Annotated in this window: 15 protein-coding genes; 3 read left to right on the top strand and 12 right to left on the bottom strand. The window is 44.4% G+C overall.

The window, feature by feature from the left end; genetic code table 11:
• Nucleotides 1-90 precede the first annotated feature (90 nt).
• The 3 genes from F957_RS19235 to F957_RS19245 form a co-directional block, all read right to left on the bottom strand.
• Entirely contained in the window at nt 91-2,058 is a 1,968-nt protein-coding gene (locus F957_RS19235; protein WP_016542639.1) for a 2-oxo acid dehydrogenase subunit E2, read from the bottom strand.
• Nucleotides 2,059-2,060: 2 nt separating this feature from the next.
• On the bottom strand, nt 2,061-4,778 hold the full coding sequence (aceE, locus tag F957_RS19240; protein WP_016542638.1) for a pyruvate dehydrogenase (acetyl-transferring), homodimeric type: 2,718 nt from the start codon (nt 4,776-4,778) through the stop codon (nt 2,061-2,063).
• A gap of 204 nt (nt 4,779-4,982) precedes the next feature.
• Complete coding sequence (locus F957_RS19245) at nt 4,983-5,687, bottom strand: M23 family metallopeptidase (RefSeq protein ID WP_016542637.1); 705 nt, start codon at nt 5,685-5,687, stop codon at nt 4,983-4,985.
• A 105-nt stretch (nt 5,688-5,792) separates the two neighbouring features.
• Here F957_RS19245 and F957_RS19250 point away from each other — a divergent pair, with 105 nt between their 5' ends.
• Complete coding sequence (locus F957_RS19250) at nt 5,793-6,233, top strand: hypothetical protein (protein ID WP_004657154.1); 441 nt, start codon at nt 5,793-5,795, stop codon at nt 6,231-6,233.
• Nucleotides 6,234-6,331: 98 nt separating this feature from the next.
• Here F957_RS19250 and lpxC read toward each other — a convergent pair whose 3' ends face one another.
• The 9 genes from lpxC to F957_RS19295 form a co-directional block, all read right to left on the bottom strand.
• Nucleotides 6,332-7,234 (bottom strand): UDP-3-O-acyl-N-acetylglucosamine deacetylase, encoded by a 903-nt coding sequence (gene lpxC, locus F957_RS19255; RefSeq protein WP_016542636.1) that lies wholly within the window; start codon nt 7,232-7,234, stop codon nt 6,332-6,334.
• Between the two features lie 111 nt (nt 7,235-7,345).
• A complete protein-coding gene (ftsZ, locus tag F957_RS19260; protein ID WP_016542635.1) occupies nt 7,346-8,527 on the bottom strand; it encodes a cell division protein FtsZ in 1,182 nt (393 codons plus the stop codon).
• Between the two features lie 164 nt (nt 8,528-8,691).
• Nucleotides 8,692-9,954, bottom strand: coding sequence for a cell division protein FtsA (gene ftsA, locus F957_RS19265; RefSeq protein WP_016542634.1), 1,263 nt, complete (start codon nt 9,952-9,954; stop codon nt 8,692-8,694).
• 61 nt (nt 9,955-10,015) lie between these two features.
• The gene (locus tag F957_RS19270) at nt 10,016-10,873 is read right to left on the bottom strand and encodes a cell division protein FtsQ/DivIB (protein WP_016542633.1); all 858 of its coding nucleotides are present in this window, start codon (nt 10,871-10,873) and stop codon (nt 10,016-10,018) included.
• A 6-nt stretch (nt 10,874-10,879) separates the two neighbouring features.
• A complete protein-coding gene (locus F957_RS19275) occupies nt 10,880-11,806 on the bottom strand; it encodes a D-alanine--D-alanine ligase (RefSeq protein WP_016542632.1) in 927 nt (308 codons plus the stop codon).
• A gap of 39 nt (nt 11,807-11,845) precedes the next feature.
• Nucleotides 11,846-13,291 carry a UDP-N-acetylmuramate--L-alanine ligase gene (murC, locus tag F957_RS19280; RefSeq protein WP_016542631.1) on the bottom strand — a complete coding sequence of 482 codons (1,446 nt, stop codon included), beginning with the start codon at nt 13,289-13,291 and terminating at the stop codon, nt 11,846-11,848.
• Nucleotides 13,292-13,304: 13 nt separating this feature from the next.
• A complete protein-coding gene (murG, locus tag F957_RS19285) occupies nt 13,305-14,402 on the bottom strand; it encodes an undecaprenyldiphospho-muramoylpentapeptide beta-N-acetylglucosaminyltransferase (RefSeq protein WP_016542630.1) in 1,098 nt (365 codons plus the stop codon).
• Between the two features lie 225 nt (nt 14,403-14,627).
• Nucleotides 14,628-15,572, bottom strand: coding sequence for a glutathione synthase (gshB, locus tag F957_RS19290; RefSeq protein ID WP_016542629.1), 945 nt, complete (start codon nt 15,570-15,572; stop codon nt 14,628-14,630).
• A gap of 225 nt (nt 15,573-15,797) precedes the next feature.
• Nucleotides 15,798-16,277, bottom strand: a complete 480-nt coding sequence (locus tag F957_RS19295) for a glutathione peroxidase (protein ID WP_004657140.1) — start codon at nt 16,275-16,277, stop codon at nt 15,798-15,800.
• Nucleotides 16,278-16,455: 178 nt separating this feature from the next.
• On the opposite strand from F957_RS19295, the gene F957_RS19300 reads away from it, so the two are divergent.
• Nucleotides 16,456-16,908: a MarR family winged helix-turn-helix transcriptional regulator gene (locus tag F957_RS19300; RefSeq protein ID WP_016542628.1), complete on the top strand. Its 453-nt coding sequence runs from the start codon at nt 16,456-16,458 to the stop codon at nt 16,906-16,908.
• Nucleotides 16,909-17,106, top strand: coding sequence for a DUF3565 domain-containing protein (locus tag F957_RS19305; RefSeq protein ID WP_016542627.1), 198 nt, complete (start codon nt 16,909-16,911; stop codon nt 17,104-17,106).
• Nucleotides 17,107-17,155 lie beyond the last annotated feature (49 nt).

The following is a 17,155-nucleotide window of genomic DNA, read 5'->3' as shown; positions in this document are numbered from 1 at the left end:
TCAGCTCAACATAACATACATCTATTCATATTTTATTCAGCCTAAAAACAGAAAACCCCGCTTCTGCGAGGTTTTCCAAGTTCAAAACAATTAGAGCAATAAGCTACGGATGTCTTTTAACAATTTTGTCAGCTTATTGGTAAAACGTGCTGCGTCAGCACCATTAATCACACGGTGGTCATACGATAATGACAATGGCAGCATTAAGCGTGGATCAAAGTCTTTACCATTCCATACCGGTTGCATGGTCGCCGGTGAGATACCCAAAATCGCAACTTGCGGCCAATTGACCAACGGCGTAAATGCGGTACCACCAATACTACCCAAACTGGTAATGGTGAAGTTGGCACCTTGTAGATCTTTCGGTGACAATTTACGATCACGGGCTTTTTGACTGAGTTCCGCCAATTCAGCTGCAATTTGCTTAATTGATTTCTGGTCCGGATTACGCAGTACTGGAACTGTTAAACCATCTGGTGTTGCAACCGCAATCCCCATATGAATTTCGTTACGCAACAAGACTGACTTCTGATCATCAGCCAAATGGCCAGCAAAGTACGGCTCTTCTTTCAGCAAATGCGCAACCGCCTTGGCAATAAAGGCCAAGATGGTTAAGCTGAGACCCTGCTTTTTAAAGCCATCTTTCAGTTCGCCACGCCATGCTTCGAGTTCAGTAATATTCGCCAAGTCAAACTGCGTCACTTGAGGAATGAAATTGTTCAATGACAATTGCGGTACAGACACTTGCTGTAAACGCGTCATCGCTTTCACTTCACCGCCACCAAATGCATTAAAGTCTGGCAACTTCGGTAAGCCTGAAGCCACTGGAGCAGCTTGAGAGGTCGATGCAGCCTGTGGTGCAGTCAAACGCGTTTTCACATAGGCAAAAACATCGTCCTTCATCACGCGACCATGCTCACCAGAGGCTTTGACCTGTCCAAGAACCACACCTAACTCACGTGCCAGTTTACGTACCGCTGGCCCAGCATAGACTTTGGCATTGTCTGCTTCTTGCTGTTTGGTCAGCTTCTCAGCTTGCGCTGGAGCACTTGGTGCTGCTGTCGCTGCCGTCTGTGGTTTTGCTGGTTCAGCTTGAGTAGGAGGCGTAGTGGTTGGTTGAGCTTTTGGCACTGTTGCTGGTGCAGCAGCCTGACCACTCACCTCAATCGTTGCCAAAGCCACGCCTTGACGCACTTCTTGATTGGCAGAGACATGAATTGCTTTCACAATCCCTGCAACTGAGCTTGGCACTTCAACCGAAGCCTTATCTGACTCAACCACGCATAAGCTTTGTTGGGCTTCGACGCGATCACCAACATTGACCAGAATTTCTGAAACAAGTGCTTTTTCTACACCCAGATCAGGCACTTCAATTTCAACATTACCTGTTGAGGTATTCGTTGCAGCTGGTGCTTCTGTTGTTGCGACTGGCGCTTCTGTTTGAGCAGGTGCTGCTTGCGATTCTGGTGCAGCAGCCGAACTTGCGGTCTTGACCTGAATCAAGACCACGCCTTCCTTAATGCTATCGCCTTCTTTGATTTGGATGGCTTCAACAACACCAGCAACAGAGCTTGGGACTTCTACCGTCGCTTTGTCTGATTCAACCACGACAATACTTTGTTCTGGCTCAATCTGATCACCGACTTTGACCAACACTTCTGCAACCAGCGCTTTTTCCACACCAATATCTGGAACTTTTACATCCACAACCTGGCTTGCTGTCGCTACTGGAGCGGCAGCGGGTTGTGCTTTTGTTACAGCTTCGACAGGTTTCGCTTCTGCTTTTGGCGCTTCTGCTTTCGGTGCTTCGTTCGCAGGTGCTTCAGCAGCAGACTCAGACTCTAATTCAATCAATGCGACGCCTTCAGTGACTTCATCGCCCTGTTGAACCAGAATACTTTTTACGATACCTGCCGCAGTGCTTGGTACTTCGACCGTTGCCTTATCTGACTCTAAAACCAAAAGGCTATCGTCTACTGCAACATGGTCGCCTACTTTGACCAAGATTTCTGCAACCAGTGCTTTATCTACGCCAATATCAGGTGCTTGGATTTGCATGATTATTTCCCCTCACCTGTTTGCGTTTCATGGTATTCAGCAACTGCCTGAACTTCTGGGTGCGCTTGTGGCGCCCATGCTACTGGACGGTCAGTATCTAACTCAAAATTAGAAATCGCATCTTTCACTAAACGTGCATCCACTTCGCCTTCATCTGCTAATTTTTTCAACGTCGCAACCACGATATGCGCAGCATCAACACCAAAGAAACTACGTAAGTTGGCACGTGTATCTGAACGACCGTAACCATCAGTACCTAAGGCAACAAATGGACGACCATCTGGGAGATATGCACGGATTTGTTCGCTATACGCACGCATATGATCTGTCGCAGAAACAACGATACCTTCTGTACCACGTAACTGTTTAGATACCCAAGATTCTTTCACTTCTTCAGTCAGTGGGTGTAGGCGGTTGTATTCTTCACATGCCATGCCATCACGCGACAACTCATTGAAGCTGGTTACACTCCAAACGTTTGAATGGATTTGGTATTCATCACGTAAGATTTTCGCAGCTTTGATCACTTCGCGAAGAATGACACCTGAACCCAATAATTGCACAGTGGCTTTTTCGTCTTTTTCGAACAAGTACATACCACGTTTAATGCCTTCCTCAGCCCCTTCTGGCATTGCAGGATGCTCGTAGTTTTCGTTCATTACGGTTAAGTAATAGAACACTCGCTCTTGGTTCACATACATACGTTGTAAACCATCATGTACGATCACTGCCAATTCATAACCAAAACATGGATCATAAGATACACAGTTTGGAATGGTGTTCGCCAAGATATGTGAATGACCATCTTGGTGCTGTAAACCTTCACCATTCAATGTGGTACGACCAGCAGTTGCACCGAGCAAGAAACCTTGTGCCTGTGCATCACCAGCAGCCCATGCAATGTCACCAATACGTTGGAAACCAAACATTGAGTAGTACATGTACATTGGAATCATCGGCAAGTTATTGGTTGAATAACTGGTTGCCAACGCAGCCCATGCACTCATCGCACCCGCTTCGTTAATGCCTTCTTGCAACATGTGACCATCACTTGCTTCACGGTAATGCATTAACTGTTCTTGGTCTTCTGGGGTATATTTTTGACCGTGAGCGGCATAAATACCCAGCTGACGGAACATCCCTTCTAAACCAAAGGTACGTGCTTCGTCTGGAACGATTGGAACAACGCGGTCTTTAATGGCTTTTTCTTTCAGTAAAGCCGCAATTAAACGCACCATCAGCATCGTGGTCGATTGTTCTTTACCACCGGAACCATTTAATACCGCATCAAATACAGAGAGTTCAGGAATCGCTAAAGTTTCACTCTCACGACGACGTGCAGGTAGGTAACCCCCTAATGCTTCACGACGCGCCTTCATATACTTCATTTCTGGAGAGTTTTCACTTGGACGATAGAATGGCAACTCTTCTAACTTATCATCTGTAAATGGCAGATTAAAACGGTCACGTACATACTTCAAAGAGTCGATCTGCATTTTTTTGATTTGGTGGGTTTTGTTCACCGCTTCAATTTCTTCAGATAAACCGTAACCTTTAACTGTTTTCGCAAGAATAACGGTAGGTTGACCTTTGGCTTTCATTGCTTCTGCATAGGCAGCAAAAACTTTGTACGGGTCATGACCACCACGGTTAAGATTATCAATGTCTTCATCGCTCAAATCTTTGACCAGTTCCGCAGCTTCAGGGTACTTGCCAAAGAATTTCTCACGGGTATATGCACCACCTTTCACTTGATAGCGTTGGTACTCACCATCAACTGTTTCTTCCATGACCGCTTTTAAAGCGCCAGAAGCGTCTTGTGCAAGCAATGGGTCCCAATGACGACCCCAAACCACCTTAATCACACGCCAGCCTGCACCGCGGAACAATGATTCAAGCTCTTGGATGATCTTACCATTACCACGTACTGGGCCATCCAGACGCTGTAAGTTACAGTTCACCACCCAAACCAAGTTATCTAATTTTTCACGACCTGCCAGTGAAATTGCACCCGTACTTTCAGGCTCATCCATCTCACCATCGCCTAGATATGCCCAGACTTTACGATCTTCTTCTTTGATCAAGCCACGATTCATCAAATACTTTTGAATGTGCGCTTGGTAAATCGACATAATCGGGCCTAAACCCATTGATACAGTCGGGAACTGCCAGTAATCAGGCATTAAATAGGGATGCGGATAACTTGGAAGACCATTTCCACCCACTTCACGGCGGAAATTATTCAATTGATCTTCAGTTAAACGACCTTCAAGGAATGAGCGCGCATAGATACCAGGCGCACAATGTCCTTGGTAATAAATCATATCACCGCCAAAGTTATCTGAGGCAGCACGGAAGAAATGGTTAAAACCAACATCATAAAGCGTTGCAGACGATGCAAAACTGGCAAGGTGACCACCCAAATCATCACCCGTTTTATTGGCACGCAACACCATTGCCAATGCATTCCAGCGAATCAAGGCACGGATACGACGTTCCATATCCTGATCACCAGGCATCGCTGGTTGTTCTTCAACTGAAATGGTATTGAGGTAAGGGGTATTTAGGCGTTGGATTGGAACATGTTTTGCAATAGCCCGTTGATAAAGTTTTTCTAGTAAGAAAGCAGCACGCTCCGTGCCCATATGTTGTAATACTGAATCAAATGCTTCTTGCCATTCCTGGGTTTCTTGCGCGTCAGAGTCGCCATAAAACGCCATACAATTCACCTTTTCCCTTAAGTTATTTGTCAACCCTATTTTTATCATGTTTTGCGGTGATAGAGGTATTGCCCTAAATGAATGCAAAACGCCTTATTATTTTCTGACAAAATAGTCATTGACCGAAATGAAACAAAAAACATAAAAAATCGCCAATAAAGGCGATTTTTTTGGATATTTATATACAACTGTTAACAAATTACATTAAGGCAACATTGCTAAATAAGTTGATGGATTTTTCCGTTGACCATCTTTCACAACTTCAAAATGTAAATGTGGTCCAGTACAACGACCTGTACAACCGACATTGGCAATATGCTCGCCCGCCCCAACACGGTCACCCGCATTGACCATTAAGCGCGATGCATGTGCATAACGGGTGATATAACCATTGCCATGATCAATTTCAACATACTGACCATAACCTGTACCCCAACCCGACTTAGTCACCACACCAGGGCCTGTCGCATAGATTGGCGTACCTGATGGTGCAGCAAGATCAACACCTGAATGGTGACGGGTTGAACCGAGTAAAGTACGAGTTCCCCAAGATGAGCTAACTCGCCCTTCCTGTAATGGGTGGCTGACCAACCAAGAATAACCTGTATTTGCAGAGAACGAAGAAGGTGCATTGTCTTGAGATGAAATCGCTGAACGACCATATTTCTTCTCGATCGTTGCATTGTTCAATTCAATGGTTTTTTCACGTAATTTAACTGACACATTCGATACGGCTGGCAGATCCATATCAGCAGAATGAGTATAAGAACCTTGAGCTAAGGTTTTTGATAATTGCTCTAAACGGTCATCACCTGTGGCTTGACCAATGTTCTGATAATCTGCAAAAGCAACCGAAGCAGCTGAAGCAGCCAACGAAAATGCGAGTAAAATACGACGCGTATGATGCATAAAAAACCTCTTGAAACCGTCCTTCAAACGTTCCTTTATCATCTGTTCCTTGATAACAGTTGGAGCAAACGCTTAAGATGGACACATTACCTCCGAGGAAGTTCTATGTCTGAGCCTAACAACGTTTTCCAACAGAAAGGACAACACATAAAAACTGGAAACTTAACGTTTCTGACGACGCAAGTCACACAATGGAAACAACTTACGAAAATTATTCAACCCTTACTGCCCCAACCAGAGCAATGGCAGGTTGTTTGTTATCAACATGGCGTTTTGATCATCACTGGTGAAAATCAAGCAATGATTAGTCAACTCAGCTATTTACAAAGCCACTATGTTGCGCAGTTAGCTCAGCTCGAAGGACTCAAGGAATTACGAAAAATTCAAGTTCGGTTAAGAAACAAAACAGTTGTCTCTCGTGAACCCTCTCCCCCAACAAAAACACTAACATCAGAGACCCAAGAGCAATTGCGCAGCGCCGCTGAATATGTGAGCGACCCTAAGCTTAGCCAAGCTTTACTACGTTTGGCAAGCAATAAAAAGTAAACTGCATAGATTAAGTGTTGGAATACACTCTAATTTTGTGTGATGAAAATCTCAGATTCAATTGTTATAATATAACATAGGCAATAAAAGACAATGACTTATGTCACACTCACATAAGGAATTGGACAATCACTCTCGTTATTAAATGTTACAATTTCATAGCTGCTTGGATCGTTTTGAACATTGCGTAATAGCTGGTTGTTCAACGCATGCCCTGATTTGTACCCATCAAACTTGGCAATAATCTGATGTCCAAGTAAATATAAGTCACCGACGGCATCTAAAATTTTATGTCGTACAAACTCATCAGCAAAGCGCAAGCCTTCCTCATTGACCACACCGGTATCATCCACGCCAATCGCATTTTCAAGACTCGCACCCAACGCCAGATTATTGGCTTTTAAATAGTCTAAATCTTTCATGAAGCCAAAGGTTCGTGCTTCACTGACTTCATAGACAAAGGTTTCTGTTGAAAAATCGATCGTCGCTGATTGGTATTCTTTGGCAAAGGCAGGATGATCAAAGTCGATGGTAAAGTTCAGCTGGAAGCCTGAATGGGGTGAAAAAATGGCTTTTTTGTCTTCGATTAAAGCCTCTACAGGCTTTAAAATGCGAATGAACTTCTTTGGCGCATCTTGCTCCGCCAGTTCACCTTGCATCAATAAATAAATAAACGGTCCCGCGCTACCATCCATAATCGGTACTTCGGATGCAGACACTTCTACAATCAGGTTATCAATCCCCAAGCCAGCAATCGCACTCATCACATGTTCAATGGTACCGACTTTAATGTCATCACGCACCAGATTCGAACACATAAAAGCTTCTTGGATTAACAGCGCATTGGCCGTAATATCCACCGGAGGATTTAAGTCGATACGGCGAAAGACAATACCCCCATCAATATGATGCGGAACAAAATTAATCAGCACCTTTTGACCACTGTGCAGACCAATACCGCTCGCTTTCACCACACGCTTGAGAGTACGTTGTTTCAACATGCCATACCAACTTCATTTGCAAAAACCGATATAACTTAGCATATTTTGCCATTTTAAAAAAATAAAAAAGGGGGCAATTAATTGCCCCCTTTCTCTAAATATATGATTTTATTATTTACGCTGTTGATTTTTCAGATAGTCTTGAATGCTCATTGGCGATGATCGTGGCGTAGAACTTGCCGCAGCGCTCACTGGCGCATCGGTATTTGTACGTTTGCTGATCGCAGGAACATCATCCTCATCAACCGACTGCTGTACAGATTGAGAAGCTGGTGCATGTGAAGTCACCGCACGGCGCTTCTGATCAACTTCACTCGCATTACGGGTTAAACCTGTTGCAATGACCGTAACGCGTAATTCATCACGTGCATCCGGATCAAATACTGTGCCGTAGAAGATTTCACCCTCATCCAAATCAACGATTTGATTGACCACATCAGTAATGATTTCAGTTTCACGCAGAGTAATATCATCTCCACCCGTGATGTTAATCAACACACCTTTGGCATTGATAATATTCACATTATCAAGCAATGGGCTACGAATTGCCTGCTCAGCTGCTTGGCGAGCACGGTCTTCACCACGGCCTAAACCAGCACCCATCATGGCATAACCACGGGTACTCATCGCTGTTTTCAAGTCAGCAAAGTCAAGGTTAATATGACCACGATTTACCACAAGATCAAAGATACTGCGTACCGCATTCAGCAACACATCATCTGCCTTTTTATAGGCATCTTTCATTGAAATATCGCCATATACGCTGAGTAAGCGTTGGTTTGGAATGATGATCAATGAATCCACATGTGCTTCTAAAGCATCAATGCCTTTTTCAGCAGACTTTTGACGACGACGGCCTTCAAAGTTGAATGGCGTAGTCACCACACCTACAGTCAAGATGCCCATTTCTTTGGCAACTTCGGCAACCACTGGCGCAGCACCGGTACCTGTACCACCGCCCATACCGGCAGTGACAAACACCATGTCAGTCCCTTCAAGATGCTGACGAATCACTTCACGGCTTTCTTCTGCCGCAATTTGACCCACCTCAGGATTCGCACCAGCACCTAAACCACGTGTACTTTGTTCACCCAATTGAATTTTGAACGGGGCATTCATGCTATCCAAGGCTTGTTTGTCGGTATTTGCACAAACGAACTTTACACCTTGAATGTCAGATTGCGCCATATGCTGCACGGCATTACCACCGCCACCACCAACGCCAAATACTGTGAAACGGGCTTGACCGTTGCCATTGTCTAGTTCATCTTCTATAAATTCAAATGAGGCCATGACCTTTAGATTTCCTAATATTAATGGCAGTTACTTCAGCCCGTTACTGCCCTGATTTTTAAACAACTGATGTTTAGGATGCTGTTCAATAATCGCTAGCTTGTCAAGTACAGTGGCGGATTTAGAACAACTTCCTAACAAATTTTCCCAAAAATAACTACAACTTAAAAGATGGCCTTTAATTTGCTATTTAATGCATTCCAACCATTGGCAACGCGATCAACAAAACTACGATCACTTGCCTCTTCTGGTTCTTCCACCGTATCTTGCAAATCACTTTGGCTAAACATCAACAAACCCGCTGCGGTTGCGTACATAGAACGACGCAAGGCTGCTAAGTGCTGATCATCCGCATAGACCTGTAACGGCGGATTGCCCAAGTGCGCAGAGACACCCAACATACGACGTGCCAGATTCACCATGCCTTCAATTTGACAGGCATCCCCAGTGAGTACCACGCCATGATAGAGACCATGAATTGCACCACTATGCTCTAACTCTTCACGAATGAGGCTAAAGATTTCTTCATAACGTGCAATGATGATTTCTGCAAGCTCAATACGACTGATGGTTTGTGTACCATCAATGCCTTGTACTTGAATCATGTGATCAGGTTTGACTACGCTCATATCCACGCAGCCATGCAAAATCTTGATGCGTTCCGCTTCTTCCGTGGTGGTCTGCAAAACAGCAGCAATATCACGGGTGACATTCTCACCACCACGTGGCAAGGTCCGTGCAAGTGCCAAACGACCATCCAGATACACCGCAATATTGGTAATACCCGCACCAATATCCACCAAGCAAACACCATATTCTTTTTCGTCTTTGAGCAGACTGGCTTCAGCGGTTGCCAAGCAAGACACCACCATTTTCTCCACCCCGATATTGGCCCCTTTCATGGCACGATCAAGGTTTTGCATGGTGCTGATCGGCATCATCATCAACTGATAATGCCCGGTCATGCTATGCGCCGACATATTGACTGGGTTTTGTACCCATTCGGCCGAATCACCCAGCTCAAAGCCCAATGGCACTGCGCTAGCAAGATAATAATCTGGTGACACATGACTGGCTTTGGCCAATTCTAACGCGCGTACCACTTCATTTGTCGTAATAATATGATCGTGGTTGGCAACTGGCGTACGGCCTGAGGCATAAAAACTTTGTAATTCAGTACTTGGAATCGATACCCATGCACTATGAATACGGCATTCAGCCATATCCTCTGCTTCGGATACCGCATTTTTAATCGCCGCAATCACCTTGTCTAAGCTAACAATCTTGCCTTTAACCATACCTCGGTTGCGAGCAGTTGCCATGCCAATGACCTGGATCTTATCCGGCGCATGGATCTTACCAATCAAAACTGTGACTTTATGAGTCCCAATATCAATCGCAACAACTGAGGGAACAGCTTCACTCATTACTTCAATACCATATCTTTAGTGTTGTTTAGGACCACTGCCCTTTATTTTAAGCCACGTATTATGGCTTTGCCTGAATTGCCCCTGCAAGGCTTGTGTCATCAATCGTTACAACTAACTGACCGTTGACAATCTTTGGCGGAGCTGCGTTTTTCCACTGAATAGCCAAGCCATTCCGATAACGCAGATCAATTGCCGTGATTTTTGACCATACAGGTTTTAAATCCGTTTGTGCCAAATGGCTTAAACGCTGAAGCTTATTCATGGTCTGATCCTGATCTACAATAATCCGTAGGCCTGAATCAAATTGCATGAACCACGTCATACGCTCGGTTAAATACAATTCTTTTAATCTCAAATTCGCTGGATGAAACAGTTGATTAATTTCATTATAGCGACGCATCATCATTTTGGATTGGCTGGCTGGCCCATGCAGTAGCGGCAAGTTTGGATGTGCTGTTGGCACTGCCTCGCTAAATACATCACCATTGTCACTGAGCAAACGCCCTGTTCCCCAACGTGCAATCGCATGACGCGGCATCACCCGCACCCGAATTGCATTTGGCCAAGCCCGTGACACCACCACACGATCAACCCATGACACTTTTAATGCTTGATCGCGAATTTGCTCTAAATCTGAAGTGAAGTAGTTATCTTTAATAATCGGATTCAGATATTGAACTAACTGCTGGTTCTCAACATCAGAATTGGTCCCGACCACCTGCAACTGCGCCACTCGAGCATCTGTCATGACTTTATATAAAGCAAACAAACCCAGTGCCAACACCGCAAATGCAATCACCAGCAATATCCAACCACCCGCATTCACCATCTTTTGTCGAGGCGAAGGCGGTTTCTCGTGAATCGAGCTAATGGCTGGCCGTGTTTTACGGCGCATCGAAGCAGGTAGTTGAGCCATAAATCGTTAAGCCGACTTTGTTAAGGTTTGCTCTAAAATCGCAACGCAGAGCTGATCAAAGTTATAGCCCACTGCTTGCGCCGCTTTTGGCACCAACGAGTGACTGGTCATACCTGGCACTGTATTTACCTCTAATAACCAGAAGTTACCCTGTTCATCCTGCATCGCATCAATACGACCCCAGCCTTCTGCACCGACCGCTTGGAAAGCGCGTAAGCAAAGCGCCTGTAAGCTTTTTTCTTCTGCTTCACTCAGACCGCAAGGAATGCCATATTCCACATCATTGCGTTGATATTTGGCTTCATAGTCGTAGAACGCCACATCTGCGGGTGGCTGTAAACGAATCACTGGTAAAGGCTGACCATTTAAGAATGAAATGGTGAATTCACGACCCGTGATCCATTTTTCTGCCATCACCACAGCATCGTGCTGAGTGGCTTTTTCAATCGCAGCAGCAAAATCTTCAGCTTTTTCAACTTTACTCATGCCAACGCTTGAACCTTCATGCACTGGCTTGATAATCACAGGTAAGCCCAATTCTGCAATTACAGGCTCAAGATCCGTGTCTTTGGTAATGATACGGTAGGGTGCAGTTGGCAGATCACTGCCCTGCCAGATTTGCTTGGTTTTGACTTTGTCCATGCCAATCGCAGAACCTTGTACACCCGTACCCGTATATGGCAGGTTTAACCATTCCAATACGCCTTGGATCTGACCGTCTTCACCGCCACGACCATGTAATACGATAAAAGCACGATCATAACCCACCAGTTCAGTCACGCTTCGATCTTGTGGGTCAAATGCTTCTGCCTGTACGCCCGAACGCAATAACGCCTCTAGAACAGCTTGACCGCTGTCCAATGACACAGCGCGCTCAGCCGACTTCCCACCAAACAACACAGCAACTTTGCCGAATTTTGCAGCATTTGACACGTTTATATCCTTAAAACTTTTAATATTCACAAAACAAAATTATTTGGCATACAAGCGATGCTGAGCCAATTCTACCGAAATTGCACCGACGTTACCCGCGCCTTGTGTTAATAACAGGTCATTTGCTTGTAACACTTTTTGTAAAACGTTCGGTAAATTACCATCCACTGGATCAACCAAGATCGGTTCAACTTCGCCACGTAACCGAATACTGCGTGCTAAAGCACGACTATCAGCACCCACAATCGGCTTTTCACCCGCTGGATAGACTTCCAGTAATAACAATTGATCGACTTGTGATAACACATCGACAAAGTCATCAAAACAATCACGGGTACGGCTAAAACGGTGTGGTTGGAACAACATCACCAAACGACGGTCTGGATGGCTGGCACGCGCGGCTTTAATGGTCGCTTCAACTTCTTTCGGATGGTGACCATAGTCATCCACTAACTTCACCAAGCCTTCGCCCACTTCATATTCACCTTGAACTTGGAAGCGACGACCGACACCACTAAAGCCTTCTAAAGCACGACAAATCGCACCATCAGAAACACCTTCATCGGTTGCCACACCAATCGCAGCCAACGCATTCAAGACATTATGCAAGCCCGGTTGATTGATGGTGACACGCAATGGCTCACGGTCTTTACGCAATACGGTAAAGTGCGACTGCATGCCTTCTTGTTCAACATCAACCGCACGAATATCGTTGTCTTCATCAAAACCATAGGTCAAGACTGGGCGGCCCACACGCGGTAAAATTTCACGAATATTGGCGTCATCACCACAGACCACAGCCAAGCCGTAGAATGGCAGGTTATGTAGGAACTGAATAAAGGTATCTTTTAACTTATCAAAGCTGCCTTCATAAGTGTCCATATGATCTGCATCAATATTGGTCACGATCGCAGCCATCGGTTGCAAATACAAGAAAGAGGCATCTGACTCATCTGCTTCCGCCACGATGAAACGACTTTCACCGAGTGCAGCATTCACACCTGTACTATTCAGCAAACCACCAATCACATACGTCGGATCAAGGTTTTCTTCTGCCAACATGGTGGTCAACAAACTGGTGGTGGTGGTTTTACCATGCGTACCCGCAACCGCAATCCCGTGGCGGTAACGCATCAATTCACCCAACATTTCCGCACGGCGGACAATCGGAGTCCGCTGTTCAATCGCTGCTTTAATCTCTGGATTTTCAGGATCAATTGCAGTCGACACCACCAATACATTGGCATTTTTAATATTGTCAGCCGAGTGACCAATAAATACTTTAATGCCATTGGCTTCAAGTTGAGCCGTGGTTTTCGACGCTTTAATGTCTGAGCCTGAAATTTTATAACCTTGGTTACTCAATACTTCGGCAATACCGCACATCCCCGCACCACCAATACCAACAAAGTGGATATTTTTAATACGGCGCATTTCTGGCACTTTAATCAGCTTTTTGGCTTGGCTTGGATTTGTAGGAGACATAGATAAACTCGAATTACAATTTTTTAATTAGATCAACCACATGCTGTGTTGCATTCGGTTGTGCTTGTTGACGTGCTTTAACTGCCATTTCAGACAGGAGTTGGCGATTTAATAAGGTTGCTAACAACTCATCCAAAACAGCAGGTGTCATGTCTGCTTGCTGGCAAATCTTAGCAGCACCTGCATTGGCCAAGAATTTCGCATTTGCAGTTTGGTGGTCATCCACCGCAATCGGTAACGGCACAAAGATTGCAGCCAAACCTGCAGTTGCCACTTCGGTTACCGTTAAAGCACCGGCACGACAAATAATCAAATCAGCTTCACTATAAGCCTTGGCCATATCCTGAATAAAAGGTTCAACCTGAATATTCAAACTGGCAGGGGCATCTTGATACAGTGCACGCGTGGCATCTTGCTTGTTTTGACCACATTGATGAAATACCTGCAGCGGCACAGTGACCTTTTTCAAGGCCTCAGGCAAACGCTCATTCAGCGCTTGCGCACCGAGCGACCCCCCTACAATCAAAACATTCAATGGCAGTTGTTCTTGTTCGCGGGTTTGATAGCGCCAAGAAGGATTTAAAATCGCAGTGATTTCCGCACGCACAGGATTACCTGTGGTCACGACTTTATCACTGTTTGCAAATGTATTTGGAAAAGCCTGACACACGGTCTTGGCAATACGTGCCAATTGAGTGTTGGTAAAACCTGCAATCGCATTTTGCTCATGGATCAATACAGGAATACCGAGTAAACGTGCAGCCAAGCCGCCTGGGCCTGCCACATAACCACCAAAACCCGCCACAGCATCAATCTCGAGCTGTTTCATATAGCGCATAGCACTGAGCGTGGCTTTTAAAATTTTAAACGGTGCACTGAGTTTACGGACCAGACCATTGCCGCGCACACCTTGAATATCAATTTGATAAATCGGAATATTTTGATCTTTCAACAACCGATTTTCCATTCCTGTCGGGGTCGCCAACCATGAGACCTGACAGCCTTCTTGTTGCAGTTGTCTAGCAACAGCAAGTGCAGGAAAAACGTGTCCACCTGTACCAGCGGCCATCATCATGACATGTTTAGGTTTGTTTTGTGGGGAATTGGTCACAGTCTAATTCTTCAACTCAAAAAAGAAGGTTATCGTCTATTGTTTTCGGCAGTTATTTTAATCCTAAAGCTTCATTCACGAAAAGCGAATTTCACCTGTTTACAACAGAAAGCTGGGCTTTTTTCGATTCTTTGTTAAAAACAAGGTTCTGCCGATATACAAAAGCCCGTTTGCCTGCCAATTATGCTGACATTCAAACGGGCAATTCGGTCAAAAAACAACTTTTTAGTTTTGACGACCAGCTTCTAAAACATCAAAAAGATCATCGGCAATTGACGTCCCAAACTGTGCATCAATCTCACGGATACAGGTTGGACTAGTGACGTTAATTTCAGTCACATAGTTGCCAATCACATCCAAACCCACAAAGACCAGCCCTTTTTCACGTAGGAATGGACCGACTTTCGCCGCAATCAATTTATCATTTTCAGTCAGTGGACGGGCCTGGCCTAAACCACCTGCAGCCAAGTTACCTCGCACTTCACCATTTTGTGGAATACGCGCCAAGCAATATGGAATCGGTTCACCATTGACCATCAAAATGCGTTTGTCACCTTCCACAATTTCAGGGATATAACGCTGCGCCATAATCGGACGGGTGCCCATTTCCGTGAGCATTTCCAAAGTCGAACCAATGTTCACCCCATCTTGGTATAAGCGGAAAATTCCCATGCCGCCCATGCCATCCAAAGGCTTCACAATGACATCGCCATGTTCTTTGATAAATTCACGAATCAGACTTTGTTGTGAGGTCACCAAAGTGGGTACTTGTAGTTCTGGGAACTGCGTGGCAAACAATTTTTCATTACAGTCACGTAGCGATTGTGGTTTATTGATAATCCACACCCCTTCACGCTCGGCCTGTTCCAAAATATAGGTGGTATAGACAAAGTTCATGTCGAATGGCGGGTCTTTACGCATCAACACCACATCGTAATCCGCCAACGATTCTTTGCGCTGCTCACCCAACTCATAATAATGGTTATAATCTTCAAAGACTTTTAAAGGTGAGATCAGGCCAAAGGCTTTGCCTTGGTCGATATATAAATCGTGTTGTAATGCATAACCCAATTCATGTCCGCGACGGCTGGCCGCCCATAACATCGCCATAGTTGAATCTTTTTTAAGATTCACAGTTTCAATCGGGTCCATCACCACCAGTACACGCATAATCTGACGCTCGTATTTTTAATCTTGGCAAAAAGTATAGCGAAGTTTGCGGTCAATCGTGAAACAAGTTGTATAAATCTTAAAGATTAAAAAATCTATTTTGTTCAATTAATTACAACATATTAAAAATATTCAGCTTTATGATTTAATTTGTTTCGGAAGAGGAAATCACCAGTAGATGTATCGTAGACCAGTCATTTCCATTTTCCTCATTTTCTAGCCTATTTATCGCAAAAGCTTTTGAATATCTTTGGCAATTTTTTCAGGTTTGGTGATTGGGGCATAGCGTTTAACCACTTCACCTTTTTGATTGATCAGAAATTTAGTGAAGTTCCATTTAATACTGCTGCCTAATAAACCTTTGGCTTCAGAGGTGAGGTATTGATATAAGGGATGTGCCGTTGGGCCATTCACATCCACCTTGGCAAACATCGGGAAAGATACACCATAGTTGCGCTGACAGAAGCTGCCGATTTCTTCATTGCTGGATGGATCTTGATTGGCAAATTGGTTACATGGAAAACCCAGAATCACCAGACCTTGTTGTTGGTAGTCCTGATATAACTTTTCCAAGCCTTCAAATTGTGGCGTTAGACCACACTGACTTGCAGTGTTCACCACCAATAAAACTTTGCCTTGGTAATCCGCGAGGTTCTTTTGTTCGCCTTCTAACAGTTCAGCCTGAAAATCATAAATCTTGCTCATAGGTGTTCTCTCATCTATCCAATGGTGGAATTGCTCAAAATAATTTGCTGAATCTTTCAGCTCGCTTATTTAATATTGCACACAATTATCTTGCGAACAAGCTTATTATGCGCAATGTACTTTTAAAGCAATCCAATTTATACTGAATGTTCAACAACCGAGTCGAGGACAGATCATCATGGCTGACGTTTCATTTTTGGATAACCAAGTGTGTTTTGCCATGTATTCCGCGACCAATGCGATGATTCGTCAGTATCGCCCTTTGCTGCAGGAATATGATCTGACCTATCCGCAATTTATTGTATTGCTGGCTTTGTATGAACAGGACAATGTGATGTTGTCTGAGATTGGGCAAAAGACTTTTTTTGATTCTGGAACGCTGACACCGATTATTAAAAAACTCGAAGAGAAGCAGTTTTTAAAGCGTGTTGCGGTCAAAGAAGATGAGCGGATGAAGAAAGTGATCTTGCTGGAAAAGGCACTGGTATCAAAAGATGAAATTACTCTGATTCCGTTTAAGCTCGCCTGCTCTTTGGGTATGGACCCGAATGATCTGCTGGCGATTCATAACTTATGCCATCGCTTTTTAAAGGGTTTGGAACAATCTAAACTCGAAAGTCTGGAAAATTAAATGCAGCAAGCGATTGTGGGTTTTCATCTCGATGAAGAAGCTCATTGGATAGCTGATCTTGCCTGTGGTCATGGGCAGCATGTGCGCCATGATCCACCGTGGCAAAATCGCCCTTGGGTGTTAACCGAACAAGGGCGGAATGAAAAATTAGGGGTTATGTTGGAATGTAAGAAGTGTGAGGAAGAACTATTTGAATAACAGATTGGTATTAAAAAATCTAAAAGAAAATAACTTTCAAAACTATTTT

The sequence above is a fragment of the Acinetobacter gyllenbergii CIP 110306 = MTCC 11365 genome (assembly GCF_000413855.1).
Taxonomy (GTDB): domain Bacteria; phylum Pseudomonadota; class Gammaproteobacteria; order Pseudomonadales; family Moraxellaceae; genus Acinetobacter; species Acinetobacter gyllenbergii.
Note: the sequence above shows the minus strand (reverse complement) of the source record. Positions and strands in the feature narration are given on the sequence as shown.